A 17081-nucleotide genomic window follows, 5' to 3' on the forward strand; every position below is an offset into this window, starting at 1 on the left:
CCACCGCGCGAGGAGCGGCGGGGGTCCGGAGCTGGGGCTCCACCTCCGGCGGAGCCGCGGCCGCGCTCGCCTGCAGGTCCGCGCGCGGCGGTGGGGGCGGAGGCCGCGGCGGCTCGGCGGCGCGCCTGCGCGCGCGCTCCTGCGCGGCCTCGGGCGAGAGCATGCGGGAGAGCGTGTACTCGAGGCCGAGGTCGGTGTCCTCGTCGCACATCCGCGCGTCGCCCACGAACAGCTGAGGCGTGAGCACCGGGATCGCGTTGGCGACCGCCCAGCGCAGGCTCTTCGTGAGCTTGCTCCTCACGAGCGCGCCGCCGAGGCAGCCGGCGACCGCGGGGAACTCGCGCTCGATCTCGGCCCGCAGCCCGGCCTCGTCGCGGGCGCCGAGCGCGCGGAGCTCCGTCTGGCGGGCGAAGGCCCACCGGAGCACGGCCCCCGCGGCGGCGGCGTTCTTCGGCCCCTGGCCGACGCCGGCCGCGCAGAGGACCGCCTCGCTGACCGCGCAGGCGCCGGGGTGGATCGCCTCCGTCACCATCCAGTTGCACCGGGAGTCGAGCGGGAACAGCACGCCCTTCAGGTCGAGGCGCTCGCCGAGCGAGCTCGCCGCGAGCCTCGCGTCGAACGCCTTGCAGGACGCGCACAGCGGATCGAGCACCTCGACCGAGGGGGTCCCGCCCGCGCTGGCGGTGAGCGGGATCATCACGCCCGCGTTGTCCTCGGCGTGGACGAGCGCGCCGCACCCCTGCGTCGAGGTGCGGGGATCCGGCCTCGGCACGGACGCGACGTAGGCCAGCGTCACCGCGGCGACGAGCGCCGTCCCTTCCAGCAGGGCCGCCGCGAACCGCGCCTCGCCCGGCGCGGCGCGCACGGCCCGGTACGCCAGGAGCGCGCCGGCGAAGCACAGCGCGCTCGCGGCGTAGATGCCGATGCAGACCTTGCAGACGGCCTCCAGCAAGAAGATCGAGACCGCGCCGAACAGTACGGACATCGCCACCGGCAGGGCGGCCGCCGCGAGCAGCACCTTCGCGTCGCCCGCGGAGGCCTGGCGCCGCCACAGCAGGAGCGCGGCCCGATAGGCGAGGAACGCGAAGACCGCCAGCGCCCAGAGGCTCACCGGGATCCCGCCCCACAGGCTCTCGCGGAAGAGCGAGCTGTAGGGGCTCATCATCACGGTCCTGCAGCCGCTCGCCGCGACGTCCTTCGCGGCTCCGGGCAGGAAGGAGCAGTGGATGGCGTGCACCTGCCGATCGAGGTGCTGCATGAAGTCGCTCGTGCTGAGCGCGGCGAACACCGCGCCGAGGAGCGCCCCCGCGAGCGCGACGGCGACGGCCGCGCGCGGGAAGGCGGCGCGCCGCCCCGGAGGTCGGCGACCGGCGCGCGGCTCCTCGCGCCCGGGTGGCTCGCCGTGCAGGTGCTCCGTGAACGCCGGGTCGTGCGTGGTCATCACGGTGACAAAGCAAGCGATCGTTGGAACGTCAAGGACCCGGGCTGCGGCGCTCTGCTCCGATGGCGCACAGCGGGAGCGGCACCGAGCGTGCACGGCCCGCCCCTCCGCGATGTGTGCCGAGGAACACATCGAGTCCGGGCGCGCCGAGGCCCTAGAGTTCCGGAGTGCTTCGGCGAGGTGGAGTGGCCGGCTCGACGCCGGGATCGTGGAGGTCCCTGCTCGGTTCACCCGTGGTCCTCGTGCTGCTCTGCGGCTGCCTCGCCGAGCCGCCGCCTCCTCCGGGCGCGCCCCCGCCGCAGCCGCAGCCGGTGGAGCCCAGCCCACCGCTCGCGGCTGCCGACACGCCGCCCGCGTGCGATTCCCCGCTCCCGGTCCTCGAGGCGGGTCGCGAGGTGGGGCGCGTCTGCGCGGAGGACGCGCGGCGCGAGGGCCTCACGGTGGTGGATCTGTCCGACGGCTGGGTGCCGCTCGTGTTCCGGGATCCCGAGAACCTGGTGCAGCTGCCCCAGCCGTACCGCGCGACCTACGCCGCCCTGGCGAACGAGGAGTTCCCGTCCGGACCCGACGGGGAGCGCGCGCGCCGCGACGCGTTCCTCGAGCTCTACGGGATCTTCCCGAGCTTCCAGGTGCTCTCGGCGCGGCTCCTCGACGAGGAGCGTCACCTGTGTCACGCGGCGGTGGACGCGACGCCGCTCCACGCGCTCGCGACGTCTCCGCGGCCGTCCTCGCAGGACGGCGCTCCCTCCGCCGCGGTGAGGAGCGCGCTCGCCGCGCTCGAGGAGCGGCTCCAGTGCGAGCGGCTCCTGCCCGGCGCGCAGCGGACGCCGCGCTGGCGGCTGCAGGAGGCGCTCGAGGCCTACCAGCGCAAGCACGCCATCGTCTCGCGCGGCACGCTCGATCCCGAGACCCGCCGGGCGCTCGCGGAGGACAGCCGGGAGCTGGACTTCCGCGCGCTCCTGCGGTCCCTGCGCGCGCGCGTGGTCGACGCCTCCGGCCTCATCGAGGACGGCAGCGCGGCGGCGGCGCGCGGCACCGTCCTGGGCCGGCGCATCGACGGGGACGCGTTCCACGCCACCGATCGGTACGAGGCGCTGGAGGACGGGGCGCCGGACCTCGTGTCTCCCGCGACGGAGGCGGCTGCGCAGGCGCTGGGGTGGACCGATCCCGGCGCGGCCGCCGCGTTCTTCCGCGTGCGAGGCGTCGGCGCCACCCGCCAGCTCGCGGTGGCCCTGCGGCTCCCGCCGGTCCCCGCGTACCACGCCGAGCACATGGAGCTCCGGGCGGAGATCGACCGCGGGGACGTCTGGTACGAGCTCCCGACGTGGCGCGGGCGGATCTCGCACCGGCCCACGCTCACGCTCTACGCGCGCACCAGCGACGGAGAGGAGCTCGCGCTCGTGCGCTGGCCGACCACCATCGGCGGATGGAAGAAGGAGGTGGGGCCGCGTGGACGGGTGGGCCTCCGGTACAAGAACTCCGACGTCGGCAAGCGGCTGTGGCGGTTCGTCGTCGCGTCGCCGGCGTGGCTGCCGCCGCCGCAGACGCCGGCCCGCGCGCTCGTGCACCGGGCGTACGGCACGAAGCGCTGGCTGCCCGAGACGGACCTCCTCGGGCCCGGCTACGCGTCGGCCTACGGGCTCGTGATGCTCCCGCACCTCCGGCCGGTGGAGTCCGAGGGCGCCACGCTCTGGTACGACAACGGCATCCGCACCCACGGCTCGGTGAGCTACCAGTCGATCCTGGGCAGCGAGAGCCACGGCTGTCACCGGCTGTTCAACCACTCCGCGGTGCAGCTCGCGTCCTTCCTGCTGCAGCACCGCGACCACGTCCGCCACGGCCTCGTCGCCCAGCCCTTCGTGCACGAGTTCACCTGGCGCGGCATGAAGCTCAGGCAGCCCATCCCGCACCGCGGCTACCGCTACGAGCTGACGCCTCCCGTCGAGGTGGAGGTGCTCGAGGGGACGGTGCGCGGCAAGATCCGGCGGGTGCCGCAGCGCCTCGTCAGCCTGACGCGGCCGAGGCCGAAGGCGCAGGTGCCGCCGGGGCCCGCCGCGCCCGTGGACCCCGTGGACCCCGTCGAGCCGCCGGCGTCCACGTTCCATTGAGGCCGAGGGCCGCTCGGGGACCGCGAGCCGACCATGCGCGCGGGGGGCGGAGCGGCTCGCGCTGCGCCCCCGCCCCGTCGCCGCCGCTCGTCAGGGTCGGTTCACGCGGATGCGCCGCGGCAGGAGCACGCGCTCCACGCCGCACGCCGCCGCGTGCCGCTCGAGGCAGGCGAGGAGCGCGGGCCGATCGAGGTCGCCGCCTGCCTCCGCCCAGACCGCGCGGATCCGGAGCGCGCCCTTCTCGACGGCGCCGTCGAGGCGCCCGACGAGCGCGTCGCCGCGGAGGAGCGGGCACACGTACCAGCCGAAGCGGCGCAGGTGGGCCGGCCGGTAGACCTCCCAGCTGTAGTCGAAGCCGAACGCGGCGCGGACGAGCGCGCGATCCCAGATGAGCGGGTCGAGCGGACCGAGCAGCCTGAGCCTGCCGTCGGGGCTCGGGTGCCTTCGCCCCGCGAAGCCGCGCGGCGCGAGGTAGGTGCGCGTCGAGCCGACCACCTGGACCTCCTCGACGGCGCCCTCGGCGAGGAGCGCCTCGTGGATCCCTGCCCGGCGGGCAGGATCCAGCATCGACCACGTCGCGCCCCCGGCGCGCGAGAGGAGCCCGGCGGCCTCGACGCGCTCGAGGAGCGCCCAGCGGCGGAAGGCCTCGACCCGCTCCTCGGTGGGTCGCCCCGGCGGGTGGACGCGGGTGCGGGCCGCAGCCGGCAGCGCGCGGTCGGGCACGTCGTAGAGCTTGCCGCGCGGACCACGCCCGCTGACGACGACCTCGCAGCGCGTCTGCAGCACCTCGAGCGCCATCTTCGCGGCGCGCGGCGTGCCCCGCCAGCCGCTCCAGTCGAGCGGCTCGACGCGGCCGTGGTCGGCGAGGTCGTCCGCGGCGATCGGCCCGCGCTCCCGGACCTCGTCGAGCACCTTCTGGACCACGCCCGCGGGCAGGCGGCGCAGCCGCTCGGCGTGCGACCACCACGGCGCCTCGATGGCGAGCTCCGCCCGATACCAGGAGAACGACGCCGCCGGCAGCAGGCAGCGCTCCTTCGCGAAGTGCTCGAAGGCGTGGCCGGGGAGGAGGTGCCGGTAGACGTCGCCCCTGGCGATCCCGTCCACGCGGGCGAGGGCCACGAGGTCGGCGTTCGTGCCCAGCGGATCGAGCGGATCGAGCTGGATGCAGCGGAGCCGGGCGAGGAGCGCGCGAACCCCCGCCGGACCCGGCGGCAGCTCGGGCGCGGCGAGGGCGTGGTGGCCGACGAGGAACGCACGCGCCTCGGCCGGCGTGAGCGCCGTCGCCTTGGATCGCGGGCGAGCGCGCCGGAGCGCGGGGGCGGGCATGCCGCTCGTCTTATCGCCTGGGCTTGCGGGCGGCCAGCCCGGCGACGGCCCCGCGCGTCGCAGCCTCCTGTCCTCCCTGGGCGGGCGCCGCGCGAAGCCGGTCCTCGCGCCGCGCGCCACGGGCGATCGCCCGCTCCCGCTCGCGCTCGCGGGTCCTCACGGCCGTCCGAGCCTGGAGCGAGCCGAGGAGTCGCTCCGTGCTCGCGGCGATCTCGCTCACCGCCCGCTCGAACGCCGGGGCATCTGCCGCCGAGGGCTCGCGGAGTCCGCTCACCTTGCGCACGTACTGCAGCGCCGCGGCGCGAATCTCCTCAGCCGTCGTGGGCGGCTCGAAGTGGTAGAGGACGCGGATGTTGCGGCACATGGGTCCCTCCCAGGCTCGCCCTTTCGTAATCCCGGGCCGGGGAGGGTTCACGTCTTCCGTGAGCGGCGACTGGACCGCGCTAAGGCATGCAGATCGGGGGCGCCGTGCAGAGCGCCTGGGCGGTCGCGAGCATGCAGATGTCCGGACCTTGCCCGGGACAGACGGGCGCCGAGAAGTCGCCCTGGAGCGAGCTCCCGTCCTCGAAGGTGAGGGAGACGTGTCCGGTGACGGCCGAGCCGGTGATCTGGTCGAGCCGGAGCGTGCCGCCCTGCACCGACGGGCTGGGGGTGCCCGCGCAGGTCGGGGCCGCGCCCGTCGCGAGGGACTCGGCGAAGGTGACCGTGAGCCGTCCGGTGCCGTCCGGGACGGCCGTCGTGGCGCTCCCGTAGACCGTGTACGTCCCCGCCGCGAGCGTGGGCTCCGCGCCCGACGGATCGAGCTTCGCGAAGAGGAGGGTGACGTTCTGTGCGCCCGCGTGGAGCCTGCACTGGCTCGTCGCGTAGTCGCCGCAGGCGTCGGCGTAGGACGCGAAGTCGAGGGCGAGCGCCCGGACGCCGACCTGGCCGAGCACCGGCACCGTGCACGGTGTGGTGCCGGTCCCGGCCGGGATCGCCCTCACCTCGCGGGGCGTGAAGGAGCGCCCGCCGACGGTGCCCGAGAGGCCGCCGCCGCCACCACCGTCGCTGGAGCTGCCGCCGCACGCCAGCAAGAACGCCGAGACGAGGAAGAGCCTCCGCATGGATTCACCTCTCGTGCACGAGCACGTCACGCCGGGATCCGGCGCACCGCTGCAATGTACGGGCTGCCGCGGCAGCCGGCAGGGCTCACGGGAGGTGTACGGGCAGCCGGCGGTGCCGGCGGGCACTCACGGGAGGCCGAGGCATTCGGCCACGGAGGGCGACGGAGGCGTCTCCGGGCTGACCCGCGCGGAGCCGCCCCCCTCGATGGAGACGACGTACACCCCTCCACTGGCGCTCCCGTTCGAGATCTGGACGGCATCGGCGGGGTTCCCGGCGCCGCCGTAGTCGATGGAGCCAGTGACGGGCGTGGCGGCGGAGCCGTCCGGCGAGCGTGGCTGGAGGACGAACGTGAGCACGCCCGACATGTGCCCGTCTCCGCCCGAGTTGGCGTCGGTGACCTGCGGGCCGTCCACGCGGGCACCGCCGAGGTCCTCGAACGCCGAGTAGAGGATCGTGGTCGTGTTGTGCGTGAAGCCGCTCTGGGACACGCGGAGGTTGCCGGCGACGGTCCCGACGTAGGTCTCGGCCCGCTGGTACTGCGTCATCCCCGGACCGCCGAAGCCGATGATGCGGATCTCGGAGCTGCGGATGCCGAGGTTCGCGATCTGGAACGCGCAGGCGGCGTCCCGCGCCGTCGCCGTGCCGAGGCGCGCCAGCGCGGCGCCGAAGGCGGCGTAGGTCCCGGCGAGCGCGGCGTCGCCGGCGAGCACGAGCCGGCCGCCGTCCCGGATGACGGTGAGCTGGAGGGTGCGCCGCTCGTCGGTGCGCCAGGCGCCGCGCCGGCTGAGGAGCGAGGTGGTGCGCTCGTCCGGGAGCGTGTACTCCCGCTCGACCCGCAGCGTCGCGCGCCCCTCGCTCCCGGTCTCCGCCCACGTCCCCTGGAGCGTGCTCGCCGAGGTGCCGGCCGAGATCGGCATCTGCATCGAGGTGAACGCGAACGGGGTCGAGCCGTCGCTCGAGGAGGTGCCCACGAGGAGGACGCGGACCTCCGCCCCGTCGGCGGCGATCCAGGTGTCCCCGGCGACGCGCGCGGTGACGTCGAGCTTCTGCGCGACCTCCGCGTAGGGGCCGCAGGCGCCGAGGGCGAGAGCGACCAGGGCCGCCGCAGGGGCGGGACCGCGACGGCGCGCGCGCGCGCTCACCGCGCGACTCCCAGGCCGAGGAGGAAGCCCGTGCTGAAAGTGAATCCGTGCGCCAGGTCGTCCGCCCGCAACGGATCGTACAGGTCGTACGCGAGCGCGCAGTAGGCGCCCACCGTGATGGGCTGCGAGAAGCCGTGGTCGCCCCGTCTCCACCGCAGGATCGCCCCTCCGCCCACGCCGAGCGGCAGGGCCGAGAAGTCGCGATAGCCCGGCTTGCCCGGGAGGTACACCAGCGTCCCGTGCAGCCCGGGGCCCGCCTCCGCCTCCAGATCGGCGCGCACCGACCAGCGCCACTGCCAGCCGACGAGGAAATCCCCTCCCGACCGGCGGCGGTAATAGTCACCGGTCGCGTACACGCGCCCGTCCTGGCGCGCCTGGAGCGGGAGGAGCGCGAACAGGTGGACGAAGGGACCGTTGACGCCGAGCGACCCGAGGTAGCCGACGCTCCCCGAGAGGAAGGTGTACTGGCTGCCTTCCTCGCTGAAGAAGGTCGTCGCGTGGGGCCCGGCGGCGAGCGCGTGGCGGGATCCGTCGTGAGCGCCGAGGGGATCGTCGGCCTCGCGGCCGGCGCCCGGCGCTGCCTCCGCGGCGGGAGCGGCGCCAGGGGCGGCGGCGCCGAGCGCTCCGGCCAGCGCGAGGGCGAGCGTGCCGCGCGCGCCGCCCCTCACCGCGGCGCCTCCGCATACGCCCGTCGGGCGGCGGAGAGCGCGTTCGCATCCACCGCCTCGAAGCGCGACATCCGGATGCCGGCGAGCGCCTCGGCCCCAGCGGCGTCCGACGGGAGCGCCTGGAGCGCGGCGCGGAGCTTCGCCCACTGCGCCGGCGGCATGCGCCGGTCCACCGTCGCGACGATCCCCACCGGGAGCGACGGCGAGCGCGCGACCACCTCCAGCTCCGACGCGAGCGGGAGGTTCGGGAGCGCCGCCGCCTGGGCGCCGTCGAGGAGGACGGCGACCGGCTCACCCGCCGCCGCGCGCCGCAGCGCCGACAGCACCGCGGTCGACTGGACGATCCGCACGCTCGCCGGCAGCCGGCCCCACGCGCCGAGCGCAGGCCCGCGGACGAACCCGGGCGAGAACCCGGCGGAGGACAGGATCGTGTAGCCCTCGAGCGCCGCGGCCGTCGCGCCGCGTCCCTTCTTGAGGACGAGGCTCCAGCGCTCGAGCCCCGCGCTCCCCTGCGGCACCGGCTGGAGCTCTGCCCGAAGCGCGAGCGCCTTCTCGTGCTTCAGGAAGAACGGCAGGGAGACGACGGCGGTGGCGGCGTCCGGTGCGCGAAGGCGGGCGAGGCCGGCGTCCTCCAGCGGCTCGTAGGTCGCGCCGAGCGCGCCGGCCGGGAGCCCCGCCTTCGCCGCCGCGGCCGCGGCGAAGGCGTCCATCGCGCCCTGCGCCTCCAGCGTCGTGCCAGGCGACCCCGGCGCGCAGAAGACGATCTTCGACGGCGCCGCCGCCGCCGCGACCGCGGTCGCGCATGCGATCGAGGCCGCGAGCGCCGCCGCCCGTACGTACCGGTGACGTCCGAGGCTCACCCCGTGAACCTAGCGCACCTGCCCGGGGCGAGCCGGGGCCCAAGAGTATCCTCGGTCGTTCCGTCCGGGTCCGCTATGGATGCGAGATGCGCCGCGCCCTCCGGCTGACCAGGCGTTCACTGTACGTGGCGGCGAGCCGATGAGCCCACGGCTGCTCCGCGTGTTCACCCGGATCGTGGCGCTGCGCGCGCCGATCCTCGCCGCGTACGCGCTCCTCGCCGCGGTGGCCGTGGCGCTCGCGGTCGGCATCCGCTCCGACGCGGGCATCTCCGGGCTCATCGTCCCCTCGGATCCCGACTACGTCGCGACCCGCCAGTTCGAGGCGATCTTCCCCGAGCGCCCGATCGTGCTCCTCCTCCTCGAGGCGGACGATCCCTGGCGCCCCGAGGTGCTCGCGGAGACCCTGGCGCTCGAGGACGCGCTCCGCGCGATCCCCGGGGTGACGCCGGTCTCCGCGCTCGACGTCTACCGCCGCGCCCACCCGGGCTTCGCTCCGACCCCGGCCGGGGCCGCGGCGTTCCGCGCGTTCGCGACGGGGACCTCGTTCTTCCGCCGTCAGGGGCTCGTCGGCGACGGGTTCCAGGGCCTGGCGGTGGCGCTCGACGCGGCCGACCCGGCGCGGCGCGACGCGCTCCTCGCCGCGGTGGACGCCGCCGTCGATCGCGCGCCGCGCGACGCGGCCGTGCGGGGCGTCCGCCGGGTCGGCGCGCCGTGGGTGGAGGCGTGGATCGAGCAGGCCTCGCGCGAGGCGTCGCTCCGGTGGTTCCCGGTGTTCGGCCTGTTCGTCGTCGCCCTCGTGCTGTTCCTCTACCGCTCGTGGCGGACGCTCGTCGCCGTCGTCGTGGCCCTCGGGACCGCCGTGGCCCTCGCGGTCGCGGCGGGGAGGCTCCTCGGCTTCACGTTCACGGTGGTCTCGGCGCTCGTCCCGCTCACGGTGATGGTGACCACCCTCGCGAACCTGGTCTACGTCCAGTCGCGGTTCGTCGATCAGCCCGAGGACGTGGACGTCGACGCGCACCAGCTCTTCGCCCTCGCGAACAAGTTCCTGCCCGTCACCGCCTCCACCCTCGCGGCGGTGCTGGGCTTCGCCGCGCTCGCCGTCTCGAGGATCCGTCCCATCCGCGAGATGGGCCTGTGGACCGCCACCGGCCTGGCCCTCTCGTGGGTGACGGTGTTCACGCTCTTCCCCGCGCTGCAGAAGGCGCTCCGGACGCCCACCGGCCGCGCCGTCCCGGTCCGCAGCCGCCTCTACGATCGGCTCGCGGGGGCCCTCCCGTTCTTCACCTGGCGGCTGCGCTGGGTGCTCGTGCCGGGAGCGCTCGCGCTCGCGGCGATCGGGCTCGTGGCGATCACCGGCGTCCCGGGGCGGCTCGCGCCGATGCGGGTGGGCGTGGACTCCCTCGACTACGTGGACGCCTCGCTCCCCATCCACCGGGACATCGTCTACTACCGCGACCACGTCGGCGGGCTGAACGTCGCGCGGGTCTGGGTGCGCACCCGCGGCGCGGTGACCGATCCCGAGGTGCTGCACGCCCTCGACCGCTTCGCCTCGGCGGCCGAGCGCGAGCGGGACGTCACGTCCGTCGTCGGCCCCACCACCTTCCTGCGGATGCGCCGCTACCTCGCGTCCGGGGACGATACGCTCCCCGCGGACCCCCAGGCGTTCGCGGCGCTCGCCGGGGACGTCGAGCAGCTCCTGCTCGCGGAGCCGGAGCTCCGCGCGTTCATCGACGCCGGCTCGCTCTCGAACGCCCAGCTCACGGTGGTGTTCCGCGGCACGGAGGAGCGCGACTTCCGCGCGCTCGAGGCCGCGCTCGCCGCCGACTGGACGCGGGCGGCCGGCGGGACGCCGGCCCTCGAGGGCGCGTCGATGCGCGTCGTGGGCGAGTCCTTGCTGCAGGCGAAGGTGGGGGCGAGCCTCGTGCCCACGCTCGCGGAGAGCTTCGCGATCACGGCCGCGCTCATCTTCGTGGTGTTCCTGTTCGTGTTCCGCAGCGCCGCGGCGCGGCTCATGGCGATGATCCCCTCGGTCTTCGCGATCCTCGTCACGTTCCTGGGGATGCGCCTCACGGGCACGCCGCTCAACGTGGCGACCATCCTCATCGCGACCACGGTGCTCGGGACGACGGAGAACGACCAGATCCACTTCTTCCACCACCTGCACGAGGGCGAAGGGGAGGGTGGGCTCGACGGCGCGCTCCGCCACGCGCTGCGGGTGTCGGGGCGGCCCATCGCGTTCGCGACGCTCATCAACGCGGCCGGCTTCCTGGGCCTCTCGTTCTCGAGCTTCCCGCCCATCCGGCAGTTCGGGGTGGTGACCGCGGCGGCGTTCCTGCTCGCGATGCTCGCGGACTTCAGCGCGCTCCCCGCCGCGCTCTGGCTCGCGCGGCGCGAGCGCCCTCGGACCGGGTCCGCTCAGCCCGCCACGGCGCTCCCGCGCGCCACGCGCAGGTAGAGCGCCTCCAGCCGGCGCACCGAGTCCTCGAACCGGAAGCCTGCGGCGAGCGCGAGGCACCGCGCGCGCGCCTCGCGCAGGCGCTCCGGCGCGTCGAGGAGCAGGTCGAGCCGGCGCGCGAGGTCGGACGGGTCGCCCGGCTCGAACAGGAACTCCTCCGAGACGGCGAACTGGCGGGCGGCGCTGTGCGGGGCTCGCGCGACGAGGGCAGGCGTCCCGCACGCGAGCGCCTCGAGGACCGCCATCCCCTCGAGCTCCACCTCCGACGCGTGGACGAGCAGGTCGGCGGTGACGAGGAGCCGGCGGAGCTCGTCCTCGCTCACGAACCCGACCTCGGCTGGGACGGGCAGCGTCGCCGCCCGGCGCCGGAGCGCCTCCTCCTCCGGGCCCCGGCCGGTGACGACGAGCTGGATGCGGTCCGCGTGACGAGAGCGCCGCACGCCCTCGACGGTGACGTCGAGCCGCTTCTCCCGCGCGAGCCGGCCCGAGGCGACGACGAGGAGCTTCCCGCGGTGGCGCTCGTGGCGCTCCATGGGCGTGGGCCCGAAGCCGGGCGGGATGCCGTTCGAGATCACCTCGGCGGGCGCGCGGAGCCCGTGGACGCGCAGCTCCTCGAGCGCGAAGGGGCTCGGGCACACCACCGCCGCCGAGCGGTCGAAGAGCCGGGAGAGGAAGAGCCGGTACGTCCAGTCGACGAGCCGCGCGGAGCGCAGGCCGACGTTGTAGAGGAGGTTCTCGGGCTGCACGTGGAAGGCGGAGACGAGCGGAGCGCCGACTGCGTTCGCGATCCCCGCGGCGCGGAGCCCGAGCCAGAAGGGGAACTGCACGTGGACCACGTCCACGCGCCGGAACAGCGCCTCGAGCGTCCGGCGGCGGGGGACCGCGAAGACGAAGCCGTTCTCCCGCATCAACCGGCCGACGAGCGGCAGGTAGAAGGCGGGGAGCGCCAGCGTGCCGTCGCCCTGGGCGCCCGCCGCGACGACGGTCACGTCGTGCCGCTCGCGGAGCGCCTCCACGAACCGCAACGCCGAGCGGACGCCGCCCGCGATGGCGGAATCGAAGGTGTCCGCCACGAAGGCGATGCGAAGGCGGCGGTAGGGCTGCATCCGACCGAGAGTAATCGCGAGTCCCGACCGCTGCGAGGCGCCCCGACCGGGGCCGAACGAGAGTCGAGAGTCGAGAATTGGTGACCGGGCCGACCGAGAGTAAGGGGGAAAGGGGAAAGGAGCGGCCGACCGAGAGTAGTCGAGCTTCGATCGCGCAGACTCGCGGGAGAACGCCACCTGAAGAGGTGTCCGCCGGGTCGCGCGTATCGTACGTACAGTGAATGGACGTGCGTCACGCGGAGCCGCCGGTCGACCTCAGCGCGAGCGAGGTCGTGCTCGAGCAGCGCCGGCGGGCCGGCGCACGAGAACAATCTGCCTGGAGCGGGTGCCTGGCCGGGTCAGGCAGGCGCTGCGCACCGGACTGCGTGCTCGATCCGAAGCTGATACGTCCCCGCAGGGAAGATGATGGTCGCGTCGCCCGCTCGTCGCGCTCGCCACGCGCTGCGATAGGCGCGCAGGAAATCGCCGAGGCGCGCGAGCGCCTCGATGCGCTTCCACCTGTCGCGTGCAGCTACCCGCGGATTGAGCTCGCGCCTGGGCTCGCCGGGAGCAGGGCGCGCGAACGGCGACTGCGCACGGACGCGCTTGCGCCCGAGAAAGCCGCGTGCACCTTCGCACTGTCGCGCGTCCTCGAGCTCTCGCAGCGCCACCGCGACGAGGGCCTGGAACTCCTCGGCCGACGCGAAGCCTGGGGGAGTGGTGAGGCGCAGCTCGGCCGATGCTGGCATGCCGCCGCTGGGGCTGAAGAAGACCTTCGGGCGGGGAGCGATGAGCTTCGCCGATCCGAGCTGCTCGGGAGCGGTCCAGAGCCCCGGCCACTCGCGACCGGTGGGAACGAGCCCCGCGGTGACGGGATTCGCGAGGACGTAGGCGGCCTTGCGCACGACGTCGCTCGGCGCGACGGGGGTGACTGCGCTGTACGAGTTCTCGGAGGACCAGAAGCCCTCCCATCTCCCGAGCGACGCGTTGACGGCGCGGGCGACGAGTGAGTCGAGATACTGCATGAAGGCGGGGAGCCGCGCTTCGGGGTCGGTGACGAGGAGGTGGTAGTGGTTCGAAAGCACGCAGAAGGCGTGGACCTCGACGCGGTGGATGCGCGCGGCGGCTGCGAGGACGTAGAGGAAGATCGCGTTCGTGACGTCGGATGGCCGCAGGAAGAAGCGCCGTTCCGAGCAACGACGAGTCACGAGGTAGGTGACTCCTGGCAAGATCTGGCGTGGAGCGGTCACGTGGGGACGCGAAGGCAGGAGGCGTGCCGCCACGGGAGCCGAGGCCCGAAGCTCCTTTACGTACACGGTCGAACGAGGCGAGGTTCGCGGTTCGGCCCTCAGGACCGCGGTTCAGTTCTCTCGGTCCGGCAGGTGGGCGTGCTGGTTCGGCCCTCAGGACCGCGGTTCAGTTCTCTCGGTCCGGCAGGTGCTCCGATGTGGGACGCGAGCGCCGTCTGGCCGGAACCTTTAGGCAGTACGCCGAGATGGCCGGCCTGCGGCTTGACGCCACCCCGTCCAGTTGAAGATCATGCCGCGCCGCTCGTCCAGTGTGCTCGAGCGCCAGGTTGTGCGTGGCGGCGCCCGCTCACGTTCGCAGCCTCTGTTACTTCTGCCCCGAATGTCTGGACGCCGATGACGACGCGACTCTTGCCCGTGCTCTGGGCGCTGCTCCTCCTCCTGCCGGCCGCCCGCGCCGTGGCCGACACGGAGGAAGAGCTCACCGTGCTCAGCTACCACGAGGTCGCCGAGCCCGGCCAGGCGCTGGTGCCGCAGTACGCCGTCACGCCCACGGACTTCGTGAGGCAGATGGATTGGCTGCGGAACCACGGGTACCACTTCGTGAGCGTGGCCGACGTGCTGGCCGGCCGCGAAGGCAAGAAGCCGCTCCCGGACAAGGCGGTGCTCATCACCTTCGACGACGGCTATCAGTCCGTCTACGACCACGCCTGGCCCGTCCTCAAGATGTTCCACATCCCCGCCGTCATCAACGTCGTGGGGAGCTGGCTCGAGGAGAAGGGCACGGTGGACTTCGACGGGAAGCGGCTCCCCCGCGAGCAGCTGCTCTCCTGGCGCGAGCTGCGGGAGCTGTCCCAGAGCGGGCTCGTCGAGATCGGCAGCCACAGCTTCGACCTGCACCGCGGCATCCTCGGCAACCCGCAGGGCAACATGCAGCCGGCGACCACGACCCGACGCTACCTGCCGGAGGCGAAGCGTTACGAGGACGAGACCTCCTACCGCAAGCGCGTGCAGGCGGATCTCGAGCGCAACGACGCGCTCATCCGCCGCAACACCGGCAAGGCGCCCCGCGTGATCGCGTGGCCCTACGGCCGGTACAACAAGACGACGCGGGAGGTCGCGGAGCGGCTCGGCATGCGCATCGGCCTCACGCTGGACGACGGCGCCAACATGCACGACACGCCGCTCTGGGCGCTGCGCCGCATCCTGGTCGAGGGGGGGATGAAGCTGTGGGATCTGGAGCGCGAGATCACCATCCGCAACCAGAACCTCTCCGACAACGACCGCCCGCAGAAGATCATGCACGTGGATCTGGACTACGTGTACGACGCGGATCCCGCGCAGCAGGAGCGGAACCTCGACCGCCTGATCGACCGCATCGCCCGGATGGGCGTGAACGCGGTCTACCTGCAGGCCTTCTCCGATCCCGATGGGAACGGCTCGGCGGACGCCGTCTACTTCCCGAGCCGCAACATGCCCATGCGGGCGGATCTGTTCAACCGCGTGGCCTGGCAGATCCGCACCCGCACGCAGGTGAGGCGGCTGTATGCGTGGATGCCGGCGCTCTCCTGGGAGCTCCCGGCGAGCAACCCGGCCGCCCGCGACAGGGTCGTGACGCTGCCCGGGGAGAAGACCGGGCGCGTCGACATGGGGTACCTCCGGCTCTCGCCGTTCTCGGCGCGCGCGCGGCAGGCGATCCGGGAGATCTACGAGGACCTCGCGCGCGCGGCGCCCTTCGAGGGCCTGCTCTTCCACGACGACATCACGCTGTCCGACTACGAGGACGCGAGCCCCTTCGGCCTCAAGACGTACCAGGCGTGGGGGCTGCCCGCGTCGGTGCCGGAGATTCGCAAGAGCGACGACCTCATCGGCCGCTGGACCATCCTCAAGGTCAACGCGCTCGACGACTTCGCGATGGAGCTCGCCGACGTCGTGCGGGAGCAGCAGCCCACGCTGAAGGTCGCGAGGAACCTCTACGCGCGGGTGGTGCTGAACCCGAAGGCCGAGGTCTGGTACTCGCAGTCGCTCGACAACTCGCTCGCGCGCTACGACTTCACGGCCATCATGGCCATGCCGCTCATGGAGCGGGCGGCAGACCCGGGGACGTTCTTCCACGACCTCGTGAACGCGGTGAACGACCGCCCGGGGGCGATGAAGAAGGTCGTCTTCGAGCTCCAGTCCGTGGACTGGCGCGAGGACAACCGTCCGATCGACAGCAAGGAGCTCGCCGACCAGATCCGCAGCCTGTACGGCATGGGAGTGCAGCACGTCGGCTACTACCCCGACGGCCTCTTCAGCAATTCGCCAGCCACCGGCGTGATGAAGACGGTGCTGGACGGCAAGCCGAATGCCCCCGCGACGCGCTGAGAGGAGGGCCCGGTGACGGCTCACCCCGAGACGCTGTGGCACGGGCTCCTCGCCTTCGTCTTCTATTACCCGCTCTTGATGTCGTTCCTGTGGATGACCGGGGCGGCGCTGTTCTACTGGCGCTTCGAGCGGGCCGACACGGCGCGGGAACGGCCCCCCTCGACCCCGGGCGCTCCGCCGGTGAGCATCCTCGTCCCCTGCTACAACGAGGGCGAGAACGCGGAGGAGACGCTGAGCCACGCGCTCGCGCTCGACTACCCCGAGTTCGAGGTCATCGCCATCAACGACGGCAGCAAGGACGACACGGCCGAGGTGCTGGAGCGCATGGCGGCGCGGCACCCGCGCCTGCGCGTGGTGCACCTCGCGCAGAACCAGGGCAAGGCCATCGCCCTGCAGACGGGGAGCCTGCTCGCGAAGCACGAGATCCTGATCTGCATCGACGGCGACGCGCTGCTGGACAAGCAGGCCGCGCACTGGTTCGTCCGCCACTTCGTCGAGAGCGACTGGGTCGGCGCGGTGACCGGGAACCCCCGCATCCGCAACCGCTCGACGCTGCTCGGGCGGCTGCAGGTCGGAGAGTTCTCCTCGATGGTCGGCATCATCAAGCGCGCGCAGCGCAGCTTCGGCCGGATCTTCACGGTGAGCGGGGTCATCACGGCCTTCCGCAAGTCGGCCGTGCACCAGGTCGGCTACTGGAGCGCCGACATGCTCACGGAGGACATCGACATCACCTGGAAGCTCCAGCGCGCGGGCTGGGACGTTCGCTTCGAGCCGAACGCCCTGACCTGGATCCTCATGCCCGAGACGCTGAAGGGCCTGTGGAAGCAGCGGCTGCGCTGGGCCATGGGCGGCGCCCAGGTGCTGCTGAAGAACCTCGACGTCCTGCGTCACCCGAGCCAGAGCTTCCTGTGGCCGCTGCTGGTGGAGATGTGCGTCAGTGTGTTCTGGTGCTACTCGATGCTGCTCTTGACGGTGCTGTGGCTCGAGGGGATCGTGCTTCCCGGGGGCGCGCTGCCGGTGATACGTTCGCCCCTGAGCCCGCAGGGAAGCGGCGTCATCCTGGGCACTACCTGCCTGTTGCAGTTCGCGTTCAGCAAGTGGCTGGACAGCCGCTACGACCGCGGGCTCGGGCGTAACCTGTTCTGGATGATCTGGTATCCCTTCGCGTTCTGGATCATCAACACCGCTTCGATCGTCGTCGCTTACCCGAAGGTCCTCTTTCGCAGCCAGGGCAAGCGGGCTCGCTGGATCAGCCCGGACCGTGGCATTCGCTGATGT

At 73.4% G+C, this 17081-nt stretch carries 13 protein-coding genes; 4 read left to right on the top strand and 9 right to left on the bottom strand.

Features of this window, described 5'->3' with window-relative positions; translation table 11 throughout:
* The coding region (locus tag MNZ29_RS08760) for a vitamin K epoxide reductase family protein (protein WP_242354919.1) at nt 1–1441 on the bottom strand (1441 nt) is incomplete at its 3' end.
* Nucleotides 1442–1674: 233 nt separating this feature from the next.
* Between MNZ29_RS08760 and MNZ29_RS08765 the strand changes: the two genes are divergently transcribed.
* A complete protein-coding gene (locus MNZ29_RS08765) occupies nt 1675–3549 on the top strand; it encodes a hypothetical protein (protein ID WP_242335175.1) in 1875 nt (624 codons plus the stop codon).
* 90 nt (nt 3550–3639) lie between these two features.
* Here the strand turns inward: MNZ29_RS08765 and MNZ29_RS08770 are convergent, their stop codons facing one another.
* The 6 genes from MNZ29_RS08770 to MNZ29_RS08795 all read right to left on the bottom strand — a co-directional run bounded on the left by MNZ29_RS08770 (nt 3640) and on the right by MNZ29_RS08795 (nt 8649).
* Complete coding sequence (locus MNZ29_RS08770; protein ID WP_242354921.1) at nt 3640–4875, bottom strand: DNA glycosylase AlkZ-like family protein; 1236 nt, start codon at nt 4873–4875, stop codon at nt 3640–3642.
* Nucleotides 4876–4885: 10 nt separating this feature from the next.
* Complete coding sequence (locus tag MNZ29_RS08775; protein WP_242354923.1) at nt 4886–5239, bottom strand: DUF2277 domain-containing protein; 354 nt, start codon at nt 5237–5239, stop codon at nt 4886–4888.
* A gap of 79 nt (nt 5240–5318) precedes the next feature.
* Nucleotides 5319–5978, bottom strand: a complete 660-nt coding sequence (locus MNZ29_RS08780; protein ID WP_242335184.1) for a hypothetical protein — start codon at nt 5976–5978, stop codon at nt 5319–5321.
* 126 nt (nt 5979–6104) lie between these two features.
* Nucleotides 6105–7121: a hypothetical protein gene (locus MNZ29_RS08785; RefSeq protein ID WP_242354925.1), complete on the bottom strand. Its 1017-nt coding sequence runs from the start codon at nt 7119–7121 to the stop codon at nt 6105–6107.
* Nucleotides 7118–7789, bottom strand: a complete 672-nt coding sequence (locus MNZ29_RS08790; RefSeq protein WP_242354927.1) for a hypothetical protein — start codon at nt 7787–7789, stop codon at nt 7118–7120. The genes MNZ29_RS08785 and MNZ29_RS08790 overlap by 4 nt, the downstream gene beginning before the upstream one ends.
* Nucleotides 7786–8649, bottom strand: a complete 864-nt coding sequence (locus MNZ29_RS08795; RefSeq protein WP_242354929.1) for a phosphate/phosphite/phosphonate ABC transporter substrate-binding protein — start codon at nt 8647–8649, stop codon at nt 7786–7788. The genes MNZ29_RS08790 and MNZ29_RS08795 overlap by 4 nt, the downstream gene beginning before the upstream one ends.
* A 139-nt stretch (nt 8650–8788) precedes the next feature.
* Between MNZ29_RS08795 and MNZ29_RS08800 the strand changes: the two genes are divergently transcribed.
* Entirely contained in the window at nt 8789–11104 is a 2316-nt protein-coding gene (locus tag MNZ29_RS08800) for an RND family transporter (RefSeq protein WP_242354931.1), read from the top strand.
* On the opposite strand, the gene MNZ29_RS08805 is transcribed toward MNZ29_RS08800, so the two are convergent.
* Together MNZ29_RS08805 and MNZ29_RS08810 are read right to left on the bottom strand one after the other, a co-directional pair.
* Nucleotides 11065–12210 carry a glycosyltransferase gene (locus MNZ29_RS08805; RefSeq protein WP_242354933.1) on the bottom strand — a complete coding sequence of 382 codons (1146 nt, stop codon included), beginning with the start codon at nt 12208–12210 and terminating at the stop codon, nt 11065–11067. The two genes, MNZ29_RS08800 and MNZ29_RS08805, sit on opposite strands and share 40 nt — an antisense overlap.
* Nucleotides 12211–12548: 338 nt before the next feature.
* Nucleotides 12549–13439, bottom strand: coding sequence for a transposase (locus MNZ29_RS08810; RefSeq protein ID WP_242335202.1), 891 nt, complete (start codon nt 13437–13439; stop codon nt 12549–12551).
* 393 nt (nt 13440–13832) lie between these two features.
* On the opposite strand from MNZ29_RS08810, the gene pgaB reads away from it, so the two are divergent.
* Both pgaB and pgaC read left to right on the top strand, forming a co-directional pair.
* Complete coding sequence (gene pgaB / locus MNZ29_RS08815) at nt 13833–15803, top strand: poly-beta-1,6-N-acetyl-D-glucosamine N-deacetylase PgaB (RefSeq protein WP_242335205.1); 1971 nt, start codon at nt 13833–13835, stop codon at nt 15801–15803.
* 12 nt (nt 15804–15815) lie between these two features.
* A complete protein-coding gene (gene pgaC / locus MNZ29_RS08820; RefSeq protein WP_242335208.1) occupies nt 15816–17078 on the top strand; it encodes a poly-beta-1,6-N-acetyl-D-glucosamine synthase in 1263 nt (420 codons plus the stop codon).
* The last annotated feature ends 3 nt before the right edge of the window (nt 17079–17081 follow it).

Origin of the sequence: Anaeromyxobacter sp. SG64, assembly GCF_022690745.1 — a bacterium.
GTDB lineage: Bacteria > Myxococcota > Myxococcia > Myxococcales > Anaeromyxobacteraceae > Anaeromyxobacter > Anaeromyxobacter soli.

What these genes read in the sequence shown, in the direction of transcription:
- MNZ29_RS08770 (WP_242354921.1), bottom strand. Translation starts at nt 4,875, where the DNA reads ATGCCCGCCCCCGCGCTCCGGCGCGCTCGCCCGCGATCCAAGGCGACG.
- MNZ29_RS08775 (WP_242354923.1), bottom strand. Translation starts at nt 5,239, where the DNA reads ATGTGCCGCAACATCCGCGTCCTCTACCACTTCGAGCCGCCCACGACG.
- MNZ29_RS08780 (WP_242335184.1), bottom strand. Translation starts at nt 5,978, where the DNA reads ATGCGGAGGCTCTTCCTCGTCTCGGCGTTCTTGCTGGCGTGCGGCGGC.
- MNZ29_RS08800 (WP_242354931.1), top strand. Translation starts at nt 8,789, where the DNA reads ATGAGCCCACGGCTGCTCCGCGTGTTCACCCGGATCGTGGCGCTGCGC.
- MNZ29_RS08805 (WP_242354933.1), bottom strand. Translation starts at nt 12,210, where the DNA reads ATGCAGCCCTACCGCCGCCTTCGCATCGCCTTCGTGGCGGACACCTTC.
- pgaB (WP_242335205.1), top strand. Translation starts at nt 13,833, where the DNA reads ATGACGACGCGACTCTTGCCCGTGCTCTGGGCGCTGCTCCTCCTCCTG.